At 51.1% G+C, this 23589-nt stretch carries 18 protein-coding genes, 1 tRNA gene and 3 rRNA genes; 18 read left to right on the forward strand and 4 right to left on the reverse strand.

Going from position 1 to position 23589, the window contains the following annotated elements:
* Positions 1–20: 20 nt before the first annotated feature.
* The 7 genes from rpmJ to eno all read left to right on the forward strand — a co-directional run bounded on the left by rpmJ (position 21) and on the right by eno (position 4599).
* Positions 21–137 carry a 50S ribosomal protein L36 gene (gene rpmJ / locus IPM52_14125; GenBank protein ID MBK9292745.1) on the forward strand — a complete coding sequence of 39 codons (117 nt, stop codon included), beginning with the start codon at positions 21–23 and terminating at the stop codon, positions 135–137.
* Positions 138–168: 31 nt separating this feature from the next.
* A complete protein-coding gene (gene rpsM / locus IPM52_14130; protein MBK9292746.1) occupies positions 169–546 on the forward strand; it encodes a 30S ribosomal protein S13 in 378 nt (125 codons plus the stop codon).
* A gap of 45 nt (positions 547–591) precedes the next feature.
* A complete protein-coding gene (gene rpsK / locus IPM52_14135; protein MBK9292747.1) occupies positions 592–981 on the forward strand; it encodes a 30S ribosomal protein S11 in 390 nt (129 codons plus the stop codon).
* A 33-nt stretch (positions 982–1014) separates the two neighbouring features.
* Positions 1015–1620: a 30S ribosomal protein S4 gene (rpsD, locus tag IPM52_14140; GenBank protein MBK9292748.1), complete on the forward strand. Its 606-nt coding sequence runs from the start codon at positions 1015–1017 to the stop codon at positions 1618–1620.
* A gap of 49 nt (positions 1621–1669) precedes the next feature.
* On the forward strand, positions 1670–2662 hold the full coding sequence (locus IPM52_14145; protein MBK9292749.1) for a DNA-directed RNA polymerase subunit alpha: 993 nt from the start codon (positions 1670–1672) through the stop codon (positions 2660–2662).
* 9 nt (positions 2663–2671) lie between these two features.
* The gene (gene rplQ, locus IPM52_14150; GenBank protein MBK9292750.1) at positions 2672–3169 is read left to right on the forward strand and encodes a 50S ribosomal protein L17; all 498 of its coding nucleotides are present in this window, start codon (positions 2672–2674) and stop codon (positions 3167–3169) included.
* Positions 3170–3309: 140 nt separating this feature from the next.
* Positions 3310–4599, forward strand: coding sequence for a phosphopyruvate hydratase (eno, locus tag IPM52_14155; protein MBK9292751.1), 1290 nt, complete (start codon positions 3310–3312; stop codon positions 4597–4599).
* Here eno and IPM52_14160 read toward each other — a convergent pair whose 3' ends face one another.
* Entirely contained in the window at positions 4600–4980 is a 381-nt protein-coding gene (locus IPM52_14160) for a hypothetical protein (GenBank protein ID MBK9292752.1), read from the reverse strand.
* Between the two features lie 120 nt (positions 4981–5100).
* On the opposite strand from IPM52_14160, the gene IPM52_14165 reads away from it, so the two are divergent.
* The 6 genes from IPM52_14165 (at position 5101) to IPM52_14190 (ending at position 12234) form a co-directional block, all read left to right on the forward strand.
* Positions 5101–6623: ribosomal RNA gene (locus IPM52_14165) — 16S ribosomal RNA — on the forward strand.
* A 267-nt stretch (positions 6624–6890) separates the two neighbouring features.
* Positions 6891–6964 (forward strand) — tRNA-Ile (locus IPM52_14170).
* 421 nt (positions 6965–7385) lie between these two features.
* Positions 7386–10307 (forward strand): 23S ribosomal RNA (locus tag IPM52_14175).
* Between the two features lie 188 nt (positions 10308–10495).
* A 5S ribosomal RNA gene (gene rrf, locus IPM52_14180) occupies positions 10496–10608 on the forward strand.
* The 16S, 23S and 5S rRNA genes sit together here with 1 tRNA gene alongside, the layout of an rRNA operon.
* 102 nt (positions 10609–10710) lie before the next feature.
* Complete coding sequence (gene proC / locus IPM52_14185) at positions 10711–11481, forward strand: pyrroline-5-carboxylate reductase (GenBank protein MBK9292753.1); 771 nt, start codon at positions 10711–10713, stop codon at positions 11479–11481.
* Between the two features lie 42 nt (positions 11482–11523).
* A complete protein-coding gene (locus IPM52_14190; protein MBK9292754.1) occupies positions 11524–12234 on the forward strand; it encodes a hypothetical protein in 711 nt (236 codons plus the stop codon).
* A gap of 1 nt (position 12235) precedes the next feature.
* Here IPM52_14190 and hypB read toward each other — a convergent pair whose 3' ends face one another.
* Genes hypB through IPM52_14205 form a run of 3 tightly spaced genes read right to left on the reverse strand, consistent with a single transcriptional unit; the run spans position 12236 to position 16152 of the window.
* The gene (gene hypB, locus IPM52_14195; GenBank protein ID MBK9292755.1) at positions 12236–13126 is read right to left on the reverse strand and encodes a hydrogenase nickel incorporation protein HypB; all 891 of its coding nucleotides are present in this window, start codon (positions 13124–13126) and stop codon (positions 12236–12238) included.
* Between the two features lie 11 nt (positions 13127–13137).
* Complete coding sequence (gene hypA, locus IPM52_14200) at positions 13138–13485, reverse strand: hydrogenase maturation nickel metallochaperone HypA (protein MBK9292756.1); 348 nt, start codon at positions 13483–13485, stop codon at positions 13138–13140.
* 60 nt (positions 13486–13545) lie between these two features.
* The gene (locus IPM52_14205) at positions 13546–16152 is read right to left on the reverse strand and encodes a gliding motility-associated C-terminal domain-containing protein (GenBank protein MBK9292757.1); all 2607 of its coding nucleotides are present in this window, start codon (positions 16150–16152) and stop codon (positions 13546–13548) included.
* Between the two features lie 391 nt (positions 16153–16543).
* Between IPM52_14205 and IPM52_14210 the strand changes: the two genes are divergently transcribed.
* From IPM52_14210 to IPM52_14230, 5 genes are all read left to right on the forward strand, one after another.
* The gene (locus IPM52_14210) at positions 16544–17203 is read left to right on the forward strand and encodes a redox-sensing transcriptional repressor Rex (GenBank protein ID MBK9292758.1); all 660 of its coding nucleotides are present in this window, start codon (positions 16544–16546) and stop codon (positions 17201–17203) included.
* A 31-nt stretch (positions 17204–17234) separates the two neighbouring features.
* A complete protein-coding gene (locus tag IPM52_14215) occupies positions 17235–17750 on the forward strand; it encodes an NAD(P)H-dependent oxidoreductase subunit E (protein ID MBK9292759.1) in 516 nt (171 codons plus the stop codon).
* Between the two features lie 20 nt (positions 17751–17770).
* Positions 17771–19672, forward strand: coding sequence for a 4Fe-4S binding protein (locus IPM52_14220; protein MBK9292760.1), 1902 nt, complete (start codon positions 17771–17773; stop codon positions 19670–19672).
* 41 nt (positions 19673–19713) lie between these two features.
* Positions 19714–21768: an iron hydrogenase small subunit gene (locus IPM52_14225; protein ID MBK9292761.1), complete on the forward strand. Its 2055-nt coding sequence runs from the start codon at positions 19714–19716 to the stop codon at positions 21766–21768.
* Between the two features lie 100 nt (positions 21769–21868).
* On the forward strand, positions 21869–23584 hold the full coding sequence (locus IPM52_14230) for a 4Fe-4S binding protein (protein ID MBK9292762.1): 1716 nt from the start codon (positions 21869–21871) through the stop codon (positions 23582–23584).
* Positions 23585–23589: the final 5 nt, after the last annotated feature.

The following is a 23589-nucleotide window of genomic DNA, read 5'->3' on the forward strand; positions in this document are numbered from 1 at the left end:
TTCCGCCAAACCACAGGAAAATGAAAGTCAGAGCATCGCTTAAGAAAAGGACCGACGATTGTAAGATTGTGCGCCGCAAGGGCCGCCTTTACGTCATCAACAAAAAGAATCCGAAGTACAAGCAAAGACAAGGATAATCCGCAACAGAAACATTAAACTATTACTTATATGGCAAGGATTGCTGGCGTAGATATTCCCAACAACAAACGTGGCGAGATTGCACTCACCTATATTTATGGTATAGGCCGGAGCTCGGCACGCAAGATCCTCAACGAGGCCGGAGTGGACATCAACAAAAAAGTCCAGGACTGGAACGACGAGGAGCAAAACAACATCCGTACGATCATCGGAGCCAACTTCAAGGTGGAAGGTGAGCTTCGCAGCGAAGTGCAGATGAGCATCAAACGCCTGATGGATATCGGTTCCTACAGGGGAATCCGTCACCGTCTGGGACTTCCGGTTCGCGGACAGACCACCAAAAACAATGCCCGCACCCGCAAAGGAAAGAAGAAAACCGTTGCAAACAAGAAGAAAGCTACCAAGTAGGCCACAGCTTTCGGATCATATCTGACCGTTAACTATTAACAAATCATGGCAAAAACCACAAAAACAGTTAAAAAACGCGTTGTGAAGGTGGAGCCTACCGGCAGGGCATACATCAGTGCCTCCTTCAACAACATTATCATCTCGCTGACCAACAACAGTGGTCAGGTGATTTCCTGGGCTTCGGCCGGGAAAATGGGCTTCAGGGGATCCAAGAAAAATACCCCTTACGCCGCTCAGATGGCCGCCGAAGAGGCTGCCAAAACAGCTTACGACCTTGGATTGCGCAAGGTGAAAGTATTCGTGAAGGGACCTGGAGCTGGACGCGAATCAGCCATCCGTACCATCCACTCGTCTGGCATCGAAGTCACTGAAATCGTTGACGTTACGCCACTGCCGCACAACGGATGCCGTCCGCCTAAAAGAAGAAGAGTATAACAGGAACCCGTATAAAGCAAAACAATAAGCACTATGGCAAGATATATTGGCCCAAAAACAAAAATAGCACGCAAGTTTGGTGAAGCCATCTACGGCCAGGACCGTTCTTTCGACAAACGCAACTATCCTCCCGGACAACATGGCAGCTCGAAGCGTCGCAAGAAACTCTCGGAATACGGGGTACAGCTTCAGGAAAAACAAAAAGCCAAATACACCTACGGTATTCTCGAGCGTCAGTTCCGCATCCTGTTCGAAAAAGCTTCGCGCCGCAAAGGTATCACCGGTGAGGTGCTGCTCCAGCTCATCGAATCCAGGCTCGACAACACTGTTTTCCGTCTGGGTATTGCCCCTACACGCAGTGCAGCCCGCCAACTGGTTAGCCACAAGCACATCACTGTCAATGGTGAGGTAGTAAACATTCCTTCCTACCTGCTTCGCCCCGGCGATGTGATTGGTGTGCGCGAGCGCTCCAAGGCACTTGAAGTTATCGTCAACTCCGTTGAAGGTCACGTGAACAGGTTCCCCTGGCTGGATTGGGACAGCGCAAAAATGGAAGGTAAGTTCATCAACTATCCTTCGCGTGCCGACATTCCGGAAAACATCAAGGAACAGCTCATCGTTGAGTTGTACTCCAAGTAATCACATACCCAACCTGGTATCTTAAATTTATAACCTTTAAGAAAACAATATGGCTGTTTTAGCTTTTCAAAAACCTGAGAAGGTGATCATGGTCGAATCGGACAACACCCGTGGTGTGTTCGAGTTCAGGCCGCTTGAACCAGGTTTCGGAATAACCATCGGCAATGCCTTAAGGCGTATTCTGCTCTCCTCACTGGAGGGCTTTGCCATCACCTCCGTGCGCATTGATGGTGTGTTGCATGAATTTGCATCCATCGACGGTGTGGTTGAAGATGTGGCCGATATCGTGCTCAACCTGAAAAAAATAAGGTTCAAACAGCAGATTGCCTCCGAAACCACCGAAAAAGTGAACATCGTAATCGGCGACCAGGAGCAGTTCAAAGCCGGCGATATCAATAAATTCCTTTCCGTTTTTCAGGTGCTCAATCACGACCTGGTTATCTGCAACATGAATCCGGACGTGAAACTGAGCATGGAAATCACCATCAACAAGGGAAGAGGATATGTTCCTGCAGAGGAAAACAAAGTGGTGAACGCTCCGGTAGGCACCATTGCCATCGACTCCATCCACACCCCTATCAAAAATGTGAAATATCACATTGAAAACTACCGTGTGGAGCAGAAGACCGACTACGAAAAACTGATGCTCGAGGTGATCACTGATGGGTCGATCTATCCTAAGGATGCATTGAAGGAAGCTGCCAAGATTCTCATTCAGCACTTTATGCTCTTTTCCGACGAGCGCATCACAGTGGACCACGAAGAAAAGGGAGTTACCGAAGAATTCGACGAAGGTTCGCTGCATATCCGTCAGCTGCTTAAAACCAAGCTTGTCGATATGGACCTCTCGGTACGCGCACTCAACTGCCTCAAAGCTGCTGATGTGGAAACGCTTGGCGACCTGGTAGCTTTCAACAAGAACGACCTGCTGAAATTCAGGAACTTTGGAAGAAAATCACTTACCGAACTTGAAGAGCTCGTACGCAGCAAAGGCCTGGAGTTCGGCATGAATGTGAGTAAGTATAAACTTGATAAGGAATAGCAGACAGATATGAGACACAACAAAAAAATCAATCACCTCGGAAGGAACAGCGCACATCGCAGTGCGATGCTGGCGAATATGGCGGCTTCGCTCATCCTTCACAAGCGGATTACCACCACCGTAGCTAAAGCCAAAGCGCTCCGTCCGTATATTGAGCCCATGATCACACGCTCTAAAGACGATACTACCCATTCGCGCCGCATGGTTTTTGCTGAATTGCAGAACAAATTTGCTGTAACCGAGCTCTTCAGGGTAGTGGCTCCAAAAGTTGCCGACCGTCCGGGTGGCTACACACGCATCATCAAGCTCGGACACCGTCTGGGCGATGGCGCTGAGCTGGCTCTGATGGAACTCGTAGATTTCAATGAGAATCTGCTCAAAGAAAAAACCGCCAGGAAAGCACGTTCGACAAGGCGTGGTGGTAAGAAATCGGCTAAAGCAACAGCAGAAGCTCCTGCAGCTTCCGAGGCTGCCCCGGCCGATAATGCACAAAGCACAGAGGCCTAAACAAACCCTCGGAAGAGGAAGTGATTTGAATCCCTTTTCCTCAACCGTTTGCAGAAATAAAAGACCGGAAGCAGATGCCTCCGGTCTTTTTGTTTAATGATTAACAGTAACTTTGTGCAAGCTTTTAAAAAACATAAATCATGAGCTATATTACTGATGTTCATGCCCGTCAGATCCTCGACTCGAGGGGCAATCCTACCATTGAGGTAGATGTGATGACCGAAAACGGCATCATGGGTCGCGCTGCAGTTCCTTCCGGAGCTTCAACAGGCGTTCACGAAGCTGTTGAACTTCGCGACAACGACAAGAGCATGTATCTGGGCAAAAGCGTTCTTCAGGCAGTGAAGAATGTAAATGAGATTATTGCCGACGAAATGATCGGATACCACGTGGGCGACCAGGCTGAGATTGATGCCAAACTCATCGAACTGGATGGCACACCCAACAAGAGCAAGCTCGGAGCCAACGCCATTCTTGGTGTATCGCTGGCTGTTGCACATGCCGCTGCTCAGGAAACCAATCAGCCACTGTTCCGCTACCTTGGTGGTGTAGGCGCATACACACTGCCCATCCCGATGATGAATATCATCAATGGTGGTTCGCATGCCGACAACAGCATCGACTTCCAGGAATTTATGATCATGCCGGTAGGTGCCGAATCGTTTGCCCAGGCCATCCGTATGGGCGCCGAAGTGTTTCACAGCCTGAAGTCTGTGCTCAAAAAAATGGGCTATGCCACCAATGTGGGCGACGAAGGCGGTTTCGCTCCCAACCTCAAATCGAATGAAGAAGCTATTCAGGTCATCCTGCAAGCCATTGAAAAAGCTGGCTACAAGCCCGGCGAAGATGTGGCACTGGCGCTCGACCCCGCATCATCAGAATACTATCTGCCAGAAGAAAATGTATATCATCTCCACAAATCGAGCGGCGAAAAACTTACGCCCGCACAGATGGTCGATTATTGGGCAGAATGGGTCAACAAATATCCTATCCTTTCGATTGAAGATGGTATGGCCGAAGACGACTGGGCCGGTTGGAAGCTGATGACCGAGAAGCTTGGCAACAAAATTCAGCTGGTGGGCGACGACTTATTCGTGACCAACGTAGAGCGCCTGCAGAAGGGGATTAACGAGGGTATCTGCAACTCCATCCTGATCAAAGTTAACCAGATCGGTTCGCTCACCGAAACCATCAAATGTGTTCAGCTGGCCTATCGCAACGGCTACACTGCCATCATGAGCCACCGTTCGGGTGAAACCGAAGATACCACCATTGCCGACCTGGCTGTGGCGCTGAATACCGGCCTGATCAAGACCGGATCGGCCAGCCGTACCGACCGTATTGCCAAGTACAATCAGCTGCTTCGTATCGAGGAGCTCCTCGGCAATGCCGCTTACTATCCCGGAAGAAGCTTTAAATACTACCGCTAATCAGGAATAAGCATTTTGAAAAAAGCTGCTGGACGAGTGCCAGCAGCTTTTTTTATTGTTTGCAATCACTGAATCGACAGGATGCTCCACTACTTTCAGGCTTTTAAGTATGCCTGATAAGGAGAAAACAGGTGTTTTTCTCTGGTTTTGACCAAAGGATTGAAAAAAAGATGTTCGTATAAGAATCAGATAATCAATGAGTAATAAAAAACTTAAAATTTTTTCTCTAAAAGTGTTTTGTATTTTGGATAAAGTTTCTACTTTTGCACTCCCGTTTTGCAGGCAGAGAGTTTGGAAGAGGGAGGCAGGCGGGAGCAAACGAGTTCTTTGAACTATTGGAGCCAAAAAGCCAGAGGAAGTCAGGTATTTCTTTGTGGTCATGCGATGGTCACGGGTTTTACCAAGCTTTCGGGCGCAAGAGAGTCAATTCACGGATATAATAGGATAGCGAGAGGCCGGGAGTAACTACTTCGAAGGTATTAATTTTATAAAGGAACAAATACTATGGAGAGTTTGATCCTGGCTCAGGATGAACGCTAGCGGCAGGCTTAATACATGCAAGTCGAACGGTAAGCGGGTAGCGATACCTGCCTAGAGTGGCGCACGGGTGCGTAACGCGTATGCAACCTACCTTTAACTGGGGGATAGCCCGGAGAAATTCGGATTAATACCCCATAGTAACACTGATGGGCATCTGTTGGTGTTTAAAGCTTTTGCGGTTAGAGATGGGCATGCGTTCCATTAGCTAGTTGGTGTGGTAACGGCAGACCAAGGCTACGATGGATAGGGGACCTGAGAGGGCGATCCCCCACACTGGTACTGAGACACGGACCAGACTCCTACGGGAGGCAGCAGTAAGGAATATTGGGCAATGGACGCAAGTCTGACCCAGCCATGCCGCGTGCAGGAAGACGGCCTTATGGGTTGTAAACTGCTTTTGTCAGGGAATAAAAGCCTGTACGGGATACGGGTTTGCAGGTACCTGAAGAATAAGCATCGGCTAACTCCGTGCCAGCAGCCGCGGTAATACGGAGGATGCGAGCGTTATCCGGATTCATTGGGTTTAAAGGGTGCGCAGGCGGGCGAATAAGTCAGGGGTGAAATTCCACGGCTCAACTGTGGGTCTGCCTTTGATACTGTTTGTCTTGAGTTTAGTTGAGGTGGGCGGAATGTAGCATGTAGCGGTGAAATGCATAGATATGCTACAGAACACCGATAGCGGAGGCAGCTCACCAAGCTATAACTGACGCTCATGCACGAAAGCGTGGGGATCAAACAGGATTAGATACCCTGGTAGTCCACGCTGTAAACGATGATCACTCGTTGTTGGCGATAAACAGTCAGCGGCTAAGCGAAAGTGATAAGTGATCCACCTGGGGAGTACGATCGCAAGGTTGAAACTCAAAGGAATTGACGGGGGCCCGCACAAGCGGTGGAGCATGTGGTTTAATTCGATGATACGCGAGGAACCTTACCTGGGCTTGAACGCTTGATGATATTGGGAGAAATCTCAAGTCCCTTCGGGGCGTTGAGCGAGGTGCTGCATGGTTGTCGTCAGCTCGTGCCGTGAGGTGTCGGGTTAAGTCCCATAACGAGCGCAACCCCTATCATTAGTTGCCAACAGGTTAGGCTGGGGACTCTAATGAAACTGCCTACGCAAGTAGAGAGGAAGGTGGGGATGACGTCAAATCAGCACGGCCCTTACGTCCAGGGCTACACACGTGCTACAATGGCCGGTACAGAGGGCAGCCACCTGGTGACAGGGAGCGAATCTCGAAAGCCGGTCTCAGTTCGGATCGAAGTCTGCAACCCGACTTCGTGAAGCTGGAATCGCTAGTAATCGCGCATCAGCCATGGCGCGGTGAATACGTTCCCGGGCCTTGTACACACCGCCCGTCAAGCCATGGGAGCCGGGGGTACCTGAAGTCGGTAACCGCAAGGAGCCGCCTAGGGTAAACTTGGTGACTGGGGCTAAGTCGTAACAAGGTAGCCGTACCGGAAGGTGTGGCTGGAATACCTCCTTTCTGGAGAGGTAGGAAACGACGGTCTTTTGTTAGGATAGAAGTGGATGACTTTTAGTAAGCACGGGGCAAGTAAGATTATGACTTATTGTATGATACAGAGAGATGCGTTGATTTTTCTCTGGTTTTTTTGGGCTTCGATATATAGATGACAGAACACAGGGCGAAGAGGAAACTGACCCCAGGGTTAAGACAGTAAGCTTGAGCAGGAGTGATGCCATAGAGGGGAAAACTGCATGAGCCACTGTTGGCCGGATAATTCAGCTACACAGTCCCGTAGCTCAGTTGGTTAGAGCACTACACTGATAATGTAGGGGTCGGCAGTTCGAGTCTGCCCGGGACTACTGAGCAGACCCGAGCCAAAGACAGCGGGAGAGAGAAAAGCTGTAGCGGATTGTCAGAAAAAGAAGAAAGGCCGGCAGAGAGAAATTGCCGGCAGGACTTCAGGGGGAGTTACAGTATCTGGCAGGTGTATCTGTTGATTGGTTAGAAGAAGATAGGCGGCAGGGCCGGTATCACATCAGATGGTCAGACGACCATATTGAGGGTGAGACCAGGTCCGGAGGGTTCGACTCCCTTGATCTTCGCAAGAGCGGTTAGTTGATAATCGCGCAAGTTCTTTGACATGGTGACAAACGAGAGACACAAAACTGAGTGAGAGATTAATCTCACACTTGAGCCGGTGTATGGGTTGTTTGGTTGGCAGAGATGCTGATTGGATGGCTTGTACATTGATGGATAACTCAGATACGATAGTTAGTACGGAAGAAAGTGATTAAGGGCGTATGGGGGATGCCTAGGCTCTCAGAGGCGAAGAAGGACGTGATAAGCTGCGAAAAGCATCGGGGAGCTGCAAATGAGCTATGATCCGGTGATATCCGAATGGGGCAACCCCTCCTGATGAAGTCAGGAGATCTGTGGTCTAAAGGATTACAGAGGCGAACCCGCTGAACTGAAACATCTTAGTAAGCGGAGGAGGAGAAAACAATAGTGATTTCCCAAGTAGTGGCGAGCGAACGGGAAGGAGCCCAAACCGGGATTGTTACGGCAATTTCGGGGTTGTAGGACCTGCGAAGTACGTTAATAAATCATAGCGGAACACGGTTGGAAAGCCGGACCATAGGAGGTGATAGTCCTGTATGCGAAATGGTTTATGATGTTAGCGGGTATCCTGAGTAAGGCGGGACTGGAGGAATCCTGTCTGAAACTGGCGGCACCATCCGCCAAGGCTAAATACTCCTGAGAGACCGATAGTGGACCAGTACCGTGAGGAAAGGTGAAAAGAACCGCGCGCAGCGGAGTGCAATAGAACCTGAAACCATACGCTTACAAGCGGTCGGAGTGCGCCGATGGCGTATGACGGCGTGCCTTTTGCATAATGAGCCTACGAGTTACACCTTTTTGGCGAGGTTAATCTGCTTAGAGCGGAGGAGCCGAAGCGAAAGCGAGTCTGAACAGGGCGTTAAGTCAGAGGGGGTAGACGCGAAACTTTGTGATCTACCCATGGCCAGGTTGAAGGTGCGGTAACACGCACTGGAGGACCGAACCGGTGGTCGTTGAAAAGACTTCGGATGAGCTGTGGGTAGGGGTGAAAGGCTAATCAAACTGAGAGATAGCTCGTACTCCCCGAAATGCCTTTAGGGGCAGCCTCATTATAGAGTGTCATAGAGGTAGAGCTACTGATTGGGCTAGGGGGCTTCACCGCCTACCAAACCCTGACAAACTCCGAATGCTATGACATGTTAGATGGGAGTGAGGGCAAGGGTGCTAAGGTCCTTGCCCGAGAGGGAAAGAACCCGGATCATCAGCTAAGGTCCCCAAATGTATGCTAAGTTGATAAAACGCGGTTTGACTGCATAGACAGCTAGGATGTTGGCTTGGAAGCAGCCATTCATTTAAAGAGTGCGTAACAGCTCACTAGTCGAGCGGTCGGGCATGGATAATAAGCGGGCATAAAGCATACTACCGAAGCTATGGATTGGAGTTATAGGACTTCAGTGGTAGGGGGAGCATTCCAGTCGGCGTGGAAGGTGATGCGTGAGCGTTGCTGGAGCGTCTGGAAAAGCAAATGTAGGCATAAGTAACGATAATTGCGGTGGGAAACCGCAACACCGGAAGACTAAGGTTTCCTGATCAACGTTAATCGGATCAGGGTTAGTCGGGGCCTAAGGCGGACCCGTTGTAGAGGCGGGGTAGTTGATGGACGACTGGTTAATATTCCAGTACTGACTGGTATTGCGAGGGAGTGACAGAGGAGTTAAGGCGTCGCCTGCTGACGGAATAGCAGGTTAAAGGGAGGTAGGTAGATCTGCGGCAGGCAAATCCGCTGCGGATGCTGAGGCCTGATAGTACCGGGATCCTAATAGGAGACTGGATAGTGCGCTGGGTACATACTTTCGAGAAAACCTTCTAAGCATCAGATACCAGTTACCCGTACCGTAAACCGACACAGGTAGTCGAGGAGAGTATCCACAGGTGCTCGAGTGAATCATGGCTAAGGAACTAGGCAAAATAACCCTGTAACTTCGGGAGAAAGGGTCCCGCTGTAAGGCGGGCGCAGAGAAATGGCCCAGGCGACTGTTTAACAAAAACACATGGCTTTGCGAAATCGAAAGATGAAGTATAAGGCCTGACACCTGCCCGGTGCCGGAAGGTTAAGAGGAGATGTCATCTGCCTAAGGCGGAGAAGCATTGAATTGAAGCCCCGGTAAACGGCGGCCGTAACTATAACGGTCCTAAGGTAGCGAAATTCCTTGTCGGGTAAGTTCCGACCTGCACGAATGGTGTAACGATCTGGGCACTGTCTCAGCCATGAGCTCGGTGAAATTGTAGTAGCGGTGAAGATGCCGCTTACCCGCAACGGGACGGAAAGACCCCGTGCACCTTCACTACAACTTAACATTGACATTGGATGCATGATGTGTAGGATAGGTGGGAGACTGCGAGATGGTACCGCCAGGTATCATGGAGTCGACCTTGAAATACCACCCTTTGTGTATTTGATGTCTAATCTGCTTAGTGCGGAGACAGTGTTTGGTGGGTAGTTTGACTGGGGTGGTCGCCTCCCAAAGAGTAACGGAGGCTTCTAAAGGTACCCTCAGTACGGTTGGTAACCGTACGCAGAGTGCAATGGCATAAGGGTGCTTGACTGTGAGACAGACAAGTCGATCAGGTGCGAAAGCAGAGCATAGTGATCCGGTGGTTCCGCATGGAAGGGCCATCGCTCAAAGGATAAAAGGTACGCCGGGGATAACAGGCTGATCACTCCCAAGAGCTCATATCGACGGAGTGGTTTGGCACCTCGATGTCGGCTCGTCACATCCTGGGGCTGGAGAAGGTCCCAAGGGTTCGGCTGTTCGCCGATTAAAGTGGCACGTGAGCTGGGTTCAGAACGTCGCGAGACAGTTCGGTCCCTATCTGTTGTGGGCGTTGGAAGCTTGAGAGGAGCTGACCTTAGTACGAGAGGACCGGGTTGGACAAACCTCTGGTGTACCTGTTGTGGCGCCAGCTGCATAGCAGGGTAGCCAAGTTTGGAGAAGATAAGTGCTGAAAGCATCTAAGCACGAAACTTACCTCAAGATGAGGCTTCCTTAGAGGAACCATGTAGACGACGTGGTAGATAGGCTGCAGGTGTAAAGGTGGTAACATCAAAGCCGAGCAGTACTAATATTCCGAAAGCTTTTTCTGTGGTTATGGTATATGAGTTTGATAGGCTTAGGTGATGAGGAAGTCTTTAACGAAGTTTTGTGTCTTGTTTGTCCTGTGTTGATGTGGATGGAATGGGTAACGGGTTACGGGTTACGGGTTACGGGAAGTGAACACTGCTCACCGCTCACCGCTCACCATTCATCACTCACACCACACACTAAAGAAATTATGGTGACTATAGCGGCAGGGCTCACCTCTTCCCATTCCGAACAGAGAAGTTAAGCCTGCCAGCGCCGATGATACTGCGCCACAAGCGTGGGAAAGTAGGTCGTCGCCGCCCCATACAAAAACCCCGGACACACAAGTGTTACGGGGTTTTTTGATTTTTGACCAGCCATTCCTGATAAAGAGCTTTTAAGTAGTTTTACCAAAAAAACAACTCATGCGTATTCATATCATTGGCGGTGGTAACCTTGGTATTGCATTGGCCAAGGGTTTTCTGCGCTCCGAGTCGGACCACCACATCACCATTACCCGCCGCAATATCCAGCATATCGCCCACATGGCCGATATGGGTATCCGGCTTAGCCGGTCGAATACCGATGGCATCGCTCTTACAGATGTCATCATCCTGACTGTCAAGCCTCATCAGGCAATAGAAGTACTGAATGAGATTGCTCCGCATATCCGTCATAAGCTGCTCCTGTCGGCAGTTACAGGTTTATCGGCAAGCGAGATAACTGCTGTTGTCGGAGAGGAGGTTGTCGTCGTGCGCATCATGCCAAATATTGCTGCACAATATGGCGAAAGTGCTACCTGTGTTGCGGTGAACGGACATCACGAAGCATCTGCCCCTGCGATCGCACTGCTCGAGGAGATAGGAACGGTCATTCCCATCGAAGAGAAGTTGATGGATGCTGCCACCGTACTCGGCGCATGCGGAACCGCTTTTGCCTTGCGTTACATTCGCGCCAGCATGCAGGCAGGCATTGAGATTGGTTTCGATGCCCACACTGCCTTGAGCATAGCTTCCCAAACTGCTAAAGGGGCTGCGGTAATGGCGCTGTTCGAGCAAACACATCCCGAGCAATTGATCGACAGGGTGACCACTCCCCAGGGGTGTACCATTGTCGGGCTGAACGAGATGGAGCATCAGGGCTTCAGCTCTTCACTCATCAGAGGCATTCGCACTTCGTTGCTCAAGATAAAATAAAATTCACGCATTGTGCGTTGGGGCTTCCTAAAAGCTTTGCCCATGAGGCTCTGGTTGGCAAGCACGCTGTGTATCCTCATGTCTTCTGCAGCGGCTCAAACCATTTTGCTCACCTACCGCACTTTCGACATTACGGTGCGCAGGCTTGAGGGGTATATGGTGCATTCGGTTAGCGGGGATAATGAGGCTTACGAGGCCATACTGAGTGATGCGGCAGGCAACAATTATCTGCTTGCAGTGAAGGAATTGGAGCAATGCCAGCCCTATATGGGCACCGGGAAAAAGCTATCCCTTGCCGACAGGGAAGCTTTTCTTTTCGAGCACACTTCCATTGCGAGTCTTTCGGTCCCGCTTCCTGAACTAATGGCCTGCCTTCAGCTCACTACAGCTGCCTCCGATGCTGAGGCAAAACTGTGTGCCCTTGCAACGAGTCTGCCTTTTGTTGTTGCTGAGCACGGACAGAATCTTTGGCCTGAAAGGATTCCGGAAAAATGCCGTGTGCCAGGTACCCTGCGGTGGACAAGAAAGGAAAGCACTAAAACAGAGGGGTTTAGTGTAAAAATTGTGGCTGAGATCGAGGCCACGGTGGATACATTCAACTGGTCTCAGGTCTTGTCGTGCGAGTGTGTCGACCGCAATGAATTTGCCGAATGCGGCTCGTTTGTCCTATTCTGGCAAGACGGCCGGATCCGGGATATTCCATCCAGAACAAGGATAGGTGAGCGACTGAAATTCACTTACTATTTCAAGTGAATCATTTGCCAGCCTCACGGCCAATCCACTCAAGCCATTGATCGAAGCCTTCGCCCGTGCGGGCACTCAGTCGGATGATCCCGATATTCCTGTTGATTTTGCGAAGGGTGGATTCGAAACTTTCGATGTCGAAATCCACATATGGCAACAGGTCAATCTTGTTGACAATACAGAGCCCGGAAGTTTCGAACATATTGGGATATTTGGCCGGCTTATCGTCACCTTCAGTCACACTGATAATGACCACCCGTTTGGTTTCACCCAGGTCGAACAGGGCAGGGCAGACCAGGTTGCCTACATTCTCGATAAATAACAGGCTTTCGGGCTTGAGGTCGAGCTGTTTGACGGCCTTGTTGACCATGATGGCATCCAGATGGCAGCCGTTTCCGGTATTTATCTGGATTACAGGCGCTCCTGCCTGGCTGATCCGGCGGGCATCGTTGGAAGTTTGCTGGTCGCCCTCAATGACATAGAGTTGTTTTTGCGCCTTGAGTGCACTTATTGTGCGTTCGAGCAGGGTTGTCTTGCCTGAGCCCGGAGAACTGACCAGATTGAAAGCCGTCACTTTCAAGGCTTCAAAATATCCCCTGTTGCGCTCGGCATACTGCAGATTTTTATCCAGAATGTTTCGCTCGATCCTGATGGTCAGTGGGTTGGGGTGTGCATGGGGATGATCGTGCTCGTGAGGGTGGTCATGGTGCGCATGATCGTGTGCATGATCGTGAAGCACGTGACCATCATGGTGGCTGTGTGTATGATGGTGTGGATGCGAATGCTCAAGATCGCCGTGCTTGTGCACATGGGTGTGATAATGCATATGGGCATCATCAGGATGTTCGATTTTCCGGTAGGTAATGTGGTCGTCTTCGCCACAGCCGCAAGTTCCGCACATATCAGTTGTTTTTAATCTTTTACTACTTCGATAGATTTGATATTCAACTCTTTACCTGTAAGCAGGTGGGTGTTCAGGCTGTTGCAGTAGGGGCAGATTTTAAAAATGTCTTCAGGTTCAAATTCGTTGCAGCAGTCTTCGCAGGCCGCCATAGCTTTTCTCCAGTGAAACACTACTTTGGCTTTCGAGGCGATGGTCTCCCTGATGGCTTCTGCCATTGCCATCTCTATGGCATCGGGCTCCACGCCTGACCATGAGCCTATCTCAAGTTCTATTTTGCTCACTTCATCTGCTCCGGCAGCCCGGGCCTCTGCATCAACAATTTCCATAATATTCAGGGCGATAGAAAGTTCGTGCATGACCCATCAGCTTCGGTGATACGAAAGTAAGATTTTTTCTGTTTGCAGTCAGGGCGGGGCTCAACGCATAACGGTGATGCTCCCCTGCAGGCGAAGCTTCACTTCACCTTCAAGACCCTCGAAAAATACATCACACACATAAAAGTAGGTTCCGTCGGCCACATCCGTTCCACTGCCCATCACCTTTCCGTTCCAGCGAATCTCGGGCTTGTCTGTTTTGAAAACCACATTTCCCCAACGGTTGAATATAGTCAGGTCAATGCGGTTGATATTTGCGTTTGGATTGTTTGCCGGGAAACCCATCGGAATCAGCTCGTCGTTGAAGCCATCGCCATTGGGGCTGAAGAAGTTGGGAATCTCAAATAGCGGACAGGCATCGTAATCGATGCATACTTTGTTCGAGGCTTCTGACACATTGCCTGTGGAATCGACCGCTGTCAGGTAATAACAGCCGACCACAAAGCGCTCTTTCTGATGAAGATAGGATAAGGTATTCGGTCCAAGGCTGTCGATAAGGGTGAATGCGCCATCAGGTTTTGTTGCGAAATAAACCCGGATACGTTTCAGGTCGTAGCCACAGCTGTCGGGCAAACGGCTCCAGCTGAGCAGGTTTTCGATGCGTTCGCAATCCGGTGTCACCGACAATACCGGCGGGCATGGAGGGGTGTTGTCCACCGGGACGGCGCTCACCACGTTGGAATGGTTAACAATAGGTGCAATAAAGCCCGGGCTCGAAAATGCGCCGACGGTTCGCACATAATAATGATAGGAGTCTCCATTGGCAAGGTTTTCGTGTCGCCAGGTGTTTCCGCCTGTACTGCCAAGAAGCGTGAATGTTTCGCTGTTTGCAGGTTTACCAAAAATTTCAGTTCGGCTGTTATTCCATGGCACATTGGTTTGCCAGCTCAGGACGACCGCCCGGTCGGATGGATTGGCTTTGAGCAGCACTGAGGATGCCCTGCGCGACAGGCCGATATCGCCTGCGGTGAGGCTTCTGAACATGATCTGGTAGCTCAGGCCATTGGTTTGGTTGTTCAGATTGGCATTTTGGTCGTAAAATATGGTGTCGTTGAGGCCCTGAGCGGTGTGCACAAGTTCGGGATTCTGCCCGGTAAGGCCGCTCAACCTGAATAATTGGTATTCGTAAGGGCCTGGGAACTGCTGGGTGTCGAGTTCAGTGGGCTTGCTCCATACCACCCAAACCCGGCCGGAGTTCAGGTTGAGGCTGTCGTTGGTTACGTTGGTAATTACCGGCAGGTCGCGTCTGAGTCGGGCGCATGAGGGGTTGCTGGCTTTGCTTTCGGCCCCATCGGCAAAGATGGCCGTTACCAAATAGCAGTAATCGTTGCCCGGAGCGAGTCCCTGGCCATTGGCATCGTCCCGGTAAGCCAATGCGTCAGCCTGGTTGATGGTAGCTATGAGTTGGTAGCCGGAACCTGCTGGTACTCCGGTTTCGCATTGTAAAGGGGTCCAGGCCTGTTGTCCCAGGCTGCGGTAAACCTTGTATCCCACGGCATTGTTGCAGGTGTATGGGTTCCACTGCAGGTTAATACCATTGCCAAGGGCCGTGGCCTGAAGGTTTTGCACCGCCGGTGCCATGACCAGCACCCTGCTGGAGGCAAAAGAGGTGAGGCTGATTTCGGGATGAATGTCCCGGGCTTTGAACAGCACGTCGTAGGCATTGCGCCGGATGTGGCTGCATGTGGTTGACCATTGAAATGTGGTGGTGGCAGTCGGGGTGCCCGAAGCAGGATCAGGATTGATCACAGCCGGATTCTGCGGCTGCACAAAAGGTCCGCCGGAGGCCGAAAGCACCACGGCATTGTTATCGGGATCGGTGGCACTGACCGAAAACGAGATGAAATTGCCGGCAAGCACACAGGTTTCTGCAGGGGCGTTTATCACAGGTGGGTTGTTGTTACAGGCGCCGATCAATATCTGCATGTCTCTGGTCACGGTACCCACCAACACTCCATTTCGCCATTCTTCGATGGTGAAAGCCACATTGTATTCGCCTTGCAGCATGGGATTCTGCCAGATCAGGTCGCCTGTAAGCGGATTCATTTCGAAACTGGTGCTGGCCATGGGAAGGGTGTAACCGGGAATAACCTGTCCGTTAGCACCACGGCAGCTGGTGAGTTTGAATGCCAGGCTGTCGCCATCCGGATCGAAGGCCGAGGGGTTGTGTACGAACAACCTGTTCACGCATCCCTGGTCCACCGGTGGATTGAGCAATTGCACAGAGTTGTTGACTCCAAGAAATGGGTTGATTACCAGGGTGGTTTCGACATACATGGGCACATTCACCGAGTTTGGGATGTTCACCACACCAAAGTTGCGGTTTGGGTCTTCCACCGAAATTGTGTAAGTGCCCGATGCAGGGAAGGTGTGCGTCATGCGGTACACATTGAGTGTGTAGTTGTTCGGAAGTGCCTGAAATACAACTCTTGGGATATCGCTTTGTGTGTTGTCGCCCCATTTTATCGGTAAGGTCGTCCTCACATCGTCGGCCGGACTTGGGGTGTAGGTGTACATGGTGATGGTGAACTCGTAGGTGAGCCCGCCGATGTGCTTGTAAGTTATCTCGGCTGCCCGCTGATGGGTGGCATAGGTTCTGATACCGCACACAATCAGCAGCATGATCAGGAGTGCCAGCCGCCAGCTCAAAACAGAAGAATTTGTTCTCAGAATTTCGGACATACCATTGCAAAGATATGCCTCTAAACCAATCGGGCCGGCCCGCCTGTTGCAAAAAATGGCCTTGGACCATTGCCAGGTGGTCTGCTGACCGAAGGACTACATCATTCGCTGTTGCCATAGTACAGCATCATGGATGAAGAAAATCTGCTTCAATAAAGAAATTAATATCTAATTATGGGATTGTTTGCTTCAGGTGTGAATTATGTAAAACACTGTTTAACAAATAGTTAATATTATAATCTTGTCAAATAGCTGAAGTCTGTCGTTATTTAGACTGGTTATAATTTTATTTTAATACTGAAAAAAATCTTTTTTTAAACGAAAATTGCTTTACCTTTGTTGTGAAAAAATTAACAATATGAATAGTGCAGCGGGAACAGAAAAGGTGGTTCAGGCCGTTCCGGAGCCCACGGTAAGAAGGATGCCTACTTATCTTAACCTGCTCCGCGAGCTGCTCAGGCGCGAAGAGCAATTTGTTACTGCTCCTGCCATTGCAAAGGTGTTGCATCTCGACCCGACGCAGGTAGTCAAAGATTTATCCTACACAGGGATAAGCGGTAAGCCTCGTGTGGGTTACCTTGTGCCTGAACTGGTTGCGGCGCTGGAAGATTTTCTGGGATACAACCGCACGCATGAGGCTTTTCTGGTCGGTGCGGGATATCTGGGAAGCGCACTTATTCAATATGAAGGGTTTCGCGAATCGGGGCTTAAAATAGTTGCGGCATTTGATATTGACAAGCGCAAGGTGGGCACCGAAATCGCCGGGGTGCCGGTCTTTCATCTCGAAAAGTTTCGCGACCTGGCCAGCAGGTTGCATATCAGCATAGGCATCATCACCACCCCGGCATCGGCCGCACAGCCGGTGGCCGACCTTATGGTGGGCTGGGGCATACGGGCCATCTGGAACTTTGCCCCCACACCGCTCGTTGTACCTCCGCATGTGATCGTTCAGGATACGCATATCTACGCCAATCTGGCCGTCATACTGAACAAGTTAAAGCATTCCAACGCAGTTTAATCAGTGTATTAGCACCAAAACATAACGGAACGTGAAAACAGAACCGAACAAAAATCTCCGCCAGTTTCAGCAGGTGATCGAAATCATCGAGCGGAACAACAACGACAAAGCCCGTCTGATACCTATTCTGCAGGAGGTGCAGGAAGCATACAGGTATTTGCCTCCTCAGGTGCTTACCTATATTGCCACAGCGCTCAACATGCCGGTGGCCGAAGTGTACGGCGTGGCTACGTTTTATGCGCATTTCTCGCTCGAGGCCAAAGGCAAATATGTGATCAAGGTTTGCGATGGCACTGCATGCCACGTGAAAGGATCATCGCGACTGCTTGATACGCTCAACTCCACCCTGGGACTCAATGCCAAAAAGCATACCACCGACGACATGATGTTTACTGTAGAGGCTGTGAGTTGCCTTGGCGCCTGTGGGCTTGCTCCGGTGATGGTGGTCAACGAGCAGGTATATGGCGAAGTAAGTGCCAAACGCTGCGAACAAATTCTGGCTGAAATACGCGAGAAAGAGAACTCTGAAACGGTCGAAAACGCTTAAAGATCAAGATAATGGAAACCATGACAAGCATAGATCTGAAAGGTATTGCGCAGGCTTACAACTCGGCAGCCTCAAAAGTGTACAAACGCATTGTAGTTTGTGCGGGAACGGGATGTATGGCCAATGGCGCTTTGCCCGTGTTTAATGCGCTGAAAGCAGCCGTTGAAAAGGCCGGAATGCGCGAATTTGTGGAGCTCGAGTTTGATGTGCACGACGACCGCAAGGTGATACAGCTCACCGGTAGCGGCTGCCAGGGATTTTGCGCACAAGGACCTCTGGTGAATATTCTTCCTGAGGAAACCATGTATGTGAAAGTCAAACCAGAGGATGCGGAGCGTATCATCAACCAGACCATTGTAAACAACGAAGTGATCGAAGAGCTCCTGTACAAGAATCCTGTAACGGGAGAACGCAACCGCGGCCAGCTCGATATTCCGTTCTACAAGCTGCAAAACAGGCTCGTTTTGGGCGAATGCGGACATGTGGATCCGGAAGATATCCGCGAATACATTGCACATGGCGGATACCTGGCAGCGCAAAAGGCTTTCACCGAGATGACGGATGTGGAGATTTGCGATACCATCGTCGTATCGGGCCTCAGGGGCAGGGGAGGCGGAGGTTTTCCTACAGGCCGCAAATGGCACCTCACCCGTGTGGAGCAAAGCGAAAAAAAATATGTGATCTGCAATGGTGACGAGGGCGACCCCGGAGCTTTCATGGACCGCAGCCTTATGGAAGGCAATCCGCACCGTGTGCTCGAAGGCATGATGATAGCTGCACGTGCCATTGGGGCCGACGAAGGCTATGTATATGTGCGTCTTGAGTACCCCCTGGCCGTGAAACGCATGCGCAAGGCCATAGAAGATGCACTGGACGCCGGCGTGCTGGGCGACAATGTGTTTGGTTCGGGCCACAGCATGTATATCCACATCATGGAGGGTGCCGGAGCCTTTGTTTGTGGCGAAGAAACAGCCCTGATGGCCTCCATCGAAGGCAAGCGCGGAATGCCGATGCCCAAGCCGCCATTCCCGGCCCAGAAAGGATTGTTCGGCAAGCCCACCGTGATAAACAATGTGGAAACCCTGGCCGCAGTGCCGCTCATCATTCGCCACGGAGCTTCGTGGTTCAACAAATACGGAACAGCCAACTCAAAGGGCACCAAGACTTTTGCACTCACCGGCCATGTGGCCAATACCGGGCTGATTGAAGTGCCTTTTGGCACAACCCTACGAGAGATTGTGTACAACATTGGCGGAGGTGTGACCGACAACGAAGGCCATGTAACCCACGAAGGGTTCAAAGCTGTGCAGATTGGTGGTCCTTCGGGCGGATGCCTCACCGAAGACGATCTCGACCTGCCCCTCGACTATGATAACCTTACGGCCATCGGAGCCATGGTGGGTTCGGGCGGCCTGGTGGTGATGAACAAACAATCGTGCATGGTACAGATTGCCCGGTTCTTTATGAATTTCACACAAAACGAAAGCTGCGGCAAGTGTGTGCCCTGCCGCGAAGGCACCAAGCAAATGCTGGCCTTGCTCGACGATATCATCGAAGGTCGGGCCACGGAAGAAACTTTTGAAGTGCTCGAAGAAGTGGGCAAAGTAGTGAAACTTGCCTCGCTCTGCGGCCTGGGTAAAACAGCCCCCAGTCCGGTGCTCTCGACCATCCTGAAGTTTAAAGACGAATACCTTGCCCACATCCGCGATAAACGCTGCCCCACCAACAATTGCAAGGCTTTGCGCAGCATCAGCATCGACCCCGAAAAATGTATCGGTTGTACGGCCTGCGCCCGCAAATGTCCTGTAAAGGCCATCAGCGGCGACAAGAAGCAGGTGCATGTGATCGATCCCGAAGTGTGCACCAAATGCGGGGTTTGTTTCGAGGTGTGCAAATTCGATGCGGTAGTAGGATTTAACTAATTGGCCATCAAAGCAGTAGTAACTCAACAATTCGAAAAACGATGAATACCAAAGGAACTGTAAACATAGACGGAATGATGGTCCAGATTGAGGGCGAACGCAATCTGCTCGAACTCATTCGCAAGGCCGACATTGAGCTGCCTACCTTTTGCTATCACTCGCACCTGAGCACCTATGGCGCATGTCGCCTGTGTGTGTGCGAGATCGATGGCATGGGTATTCAGGCCACTTGCACCATCGAACCCAAAGACGGTATGGTTGTGCGCACCAACACTGCCCAGGTGCGTCAGCTCAGAAAGGTAAACCTGGAACTGCTTCTGGCCAACCACGATATTTCGTGCCCAAGCTGCATCCGCTCGAACAACTGCAAGCTTCAGGACCTTACCCGCCGGCTTGGTGTGACCAAAGTAAGATTTCAGCGCACCGAAAAAGTGGCGCCTATCGATAACCATTCGCGCAGCATCATTCACGACCCCAACAAATGTGTGCTTTGCGGCGATTGCGTGCGGGCCTGCAAAGAAATGCAGAGTGTGGGCGCCATCGATTTTGTTAACCGTGGGGCACGAACCACTGTAGGTCCGGCATTTGGCAAAAGCCTCAATGATGTGGAATGTGTCTATTGCGGTCAATGTGTGGCTGTTTGTCCGGTAGGTGCGCTGGTTCCGCGTCCGGAAACGGAAGAAGTATGGAAGGCCATTCACGACCCGAATAAATATGTGGTGGCCCAGTTGGCACCTGCAGTGCGCGTGGCGCTTGGCGAAGGCTTTGGAATGGAACCGGGCACCATCAGCACGGGCCAGATTGTGGCTGCACTCAAACGGATAGGGTTCGACCAGGTGTACGATACTTCGTTTGCAGCCGACCTCACAGTGCTCGAGGAGGGCACGGAATTTATTGAGCGTAAGCTGAAAGGCGAAAAACTGCCCATGTTTACAAGCTGCTGCCCAAGCTGGGTCAAATTTGCCGAGCAGTACTATCCGGAGCTGCTTCCCAACCTGTCCACCTGCAAATCGCCACAACAGATGTTTGGCAGCGTTGCCCGCGAGGTCCTTCCGAAGTTGCTTAATATCAAGCCGGAAAATCTCGTGATTGTTTCCATCATGCCCTGCACTGCCAAGAAATTTGAAGCCAAGCGTGATGAGTTTATCCACGACGGTATGGCCGAAGTGGACCATGTGCTCACCACCGAGGGTTTGGGCAGAATGATCCACGAAACAGGTTTGCAGTTCAGCAAACTCAAGCCTGAATCGTTCGACCTGCCGCTCGGATTCAAAACAGGCGCCGGGGTCATCTTCGGAAACACCGGTGGTGTGAGCGAGGCTGTGCTGAGATTTGCGTATGAAAAGATCACCGGCGAAACCCTCATTGATACCGACATCAAGCAGACGCGTGGCCTTGAGGGTATCCGGACAGTTGAAATGAAACTGGGCAAAACCACGATTAAACTTGGGATTGCACATACCTTGGGGAATGCCCGCAAACTTTGCGATGCCATCGTCAAGGGCGAAGCCGATTACGACCTGGTAGAGGTGATGGCTTGTCCGGGTGGCTGCATTGCCGGCGGCGGACAACCCGTGAGCTTCGATCCTGAATTCAGGCAAAAACGTGCACAAGGTATTTACAATGCCGACAAACAGCTCGAGCTGCACAAATCGCAGGACAATCCTTACGTTAAGGAATTGTACCAGAGTGTATTGGGTGAGATTGGCGGACACAGGGCGCACGAGCTGCTGCACACGTACTACCATGGCCGAAAGCGCATCACTGATCAGGTAATTAACATTCGCAACACTAATCACCCAAAAATTGAGGTGTATGTGTGTGTGGGTACAAACTGCTACATGCGCGGCTCGCGTCAGTTGCTGCAGCAGATCACCCGCTATGTGGTGGAAAACAAGCTGGAAGATATTGTGGGCTTTGAAGGTCAGGAAGAAATGGTCGATGTTAAGGCGACATTCTGCTTCGAGCGTTGCGACCGCGGACCAGTGCTGCGCGTCAACGAACAGATCCTCGAGCATGCCACTTTTGAAAAAGCAAAGGAAATGATCGACAGGGAAGTGCGTCGTATAGGCGCGTCACTCTCTGCCAACAGTTGACATATGATTGGGATTTTGGTTGAATTTGGTTAAACATGCATTCCCGGGGCATTTCTGTGTGTCCCGGGCTTTGCATTTTTTACCCAAAATCGCTCAGGCTATGAACACAACATCAAGAAATCAAAGCCGGTTGCCGGTTGTTTTCACTGCAAAAGCGCGTTGCCGCGATTGTTACCGATGTGTGCGGGTTTGTCCGGCAGGTGCAATAAAAATGAGTGATGGCCAGGCCCAGGTATTGCCTGAGCGATGCATTGCCTGTGGCACATGCATCATCCACTGCCCACAGCAGGCCAAAGAATATCGTCCGGATTTGTCGAAAGTTCTGGATATGCTGGCCTCCGGGCAGATGGTAGCAGCAAGTATTGCGCCTTCGTTTGTGAGCTATTACCTCGACTGGGAACTCAGGCGCCTGCCTTCGGCCCTCCGGCTGGCCGGTTTCAGGATTGTGGGCGAAACGGCCCTGGGAGCGTGGCATGCAGCCAAAGCAAGCAGGGAACACATCGAAGCTAATCCCGGAAAATCGCACATATGTACGGCATGTCCTGCTGTGGTCAACTACGTAAGGCGCTGTTTTCCAAAGCTGATTCCGGCGCTTGTTCCGGTAGCATCGCCCATGCGCATGCACGCCCGTCTGATTAAGGAACAGACTCCGCGAGCAAAGGTGGTGTTTGTCGGCCCGTGTGTTGCCAAAAAGGACGAAGCTTCATGGCAGTCGGCCCAAGACGAAATAGATGCCGTGCTTACTTTTGAGGAGCTCGACGAGTTGCTCAGCATCAAGGAGATAGACCTTAAACGATGCGAAGAAAGCAGTTTTGACCACGTTGTGCCCGGCGAGGCTCGTCTTTTTCCGCTCGAAGGCGGCTTGCTGCGCACTGCAGGCATGGACGATAACCTGCTTAGCAGCGAGGTATTGGCTGTGAGCGGCCACCGCGAACTGAAACAGGCCCTTGAATCGCTGAGCAATCCGGCAACACCTGTGATCATTGAACCACTTTGGTGCAAGAATGGCTGCATTGCCGGACCATCGTTCAGCACAGGGCACAATTTTGTGAGTGATCGACGCAAAGTGCTGGAATACAACAAAACAAACCCTGGAAGTGCAGAGTCAATGCTAAGCAGCTTTACGCGTACATCATTCGATGCACCGGTGCAGCAGCCCAAAACGGCCTACACCGAAGAAGCTATCCGTGAGGTTTTGCAAAAAACCGGAAAATACACCAAACAGGATGAACTCAACTGCACCGCATGTGGCTATCCCACCTGCCGCGACAAGGCCATTGCAGTGCTCGACGGCCTGGCCGAGATAGAGATGTGCATCCCGTTTATGCGACGCACGGCCGAAAGCCGCTTCGAAACCATAGTGGCGCGCGATCCCAATGGCATTGTGTTGCTCGACGCTTCGCTCTCCATCATCCACATGAATCCGGCATTCAAGAAGATGTTTAGTTGCTCCGACGCCCTTGTCGGACGAAAGATCAGCTACCTCATCGATCCCGACTGCTTCGAGAAGCTTGCGGGAGGCAAGGAAGATGTAATCCGGACGGTGATGCACTTTGCTCCTTACAATCTGATTTGTCATGTGGTTGCCTACAGCCTGCCCGAGCAAAAACAGCATGTGGGGGTGTTTCTGGATATTACCGATAGGCAATCGAGCCGCGAAAAACTGGATGAACTCAAATCGGAAGCTTTGATCAAAGCACAGGAACTTGTGGACCATCAAATAGGTATGGCGCAGGAGCTGGCAAAGTTTCTGGGCGAGCACACCGCCAAAGGCGAGCTGCTGCTCAAAAAACTGATGGATTCGATAGGAAAATAGGCGGG

It is taken from the genome of Bacteroidota bacterium (genome assembly GCA_016715945.1).
In the GTDB taxonomy this organism is placed as follows: Bacteria; Bacteroidota; Bacteroidia; order Bacteroidales; family F082; genus JALNZU01.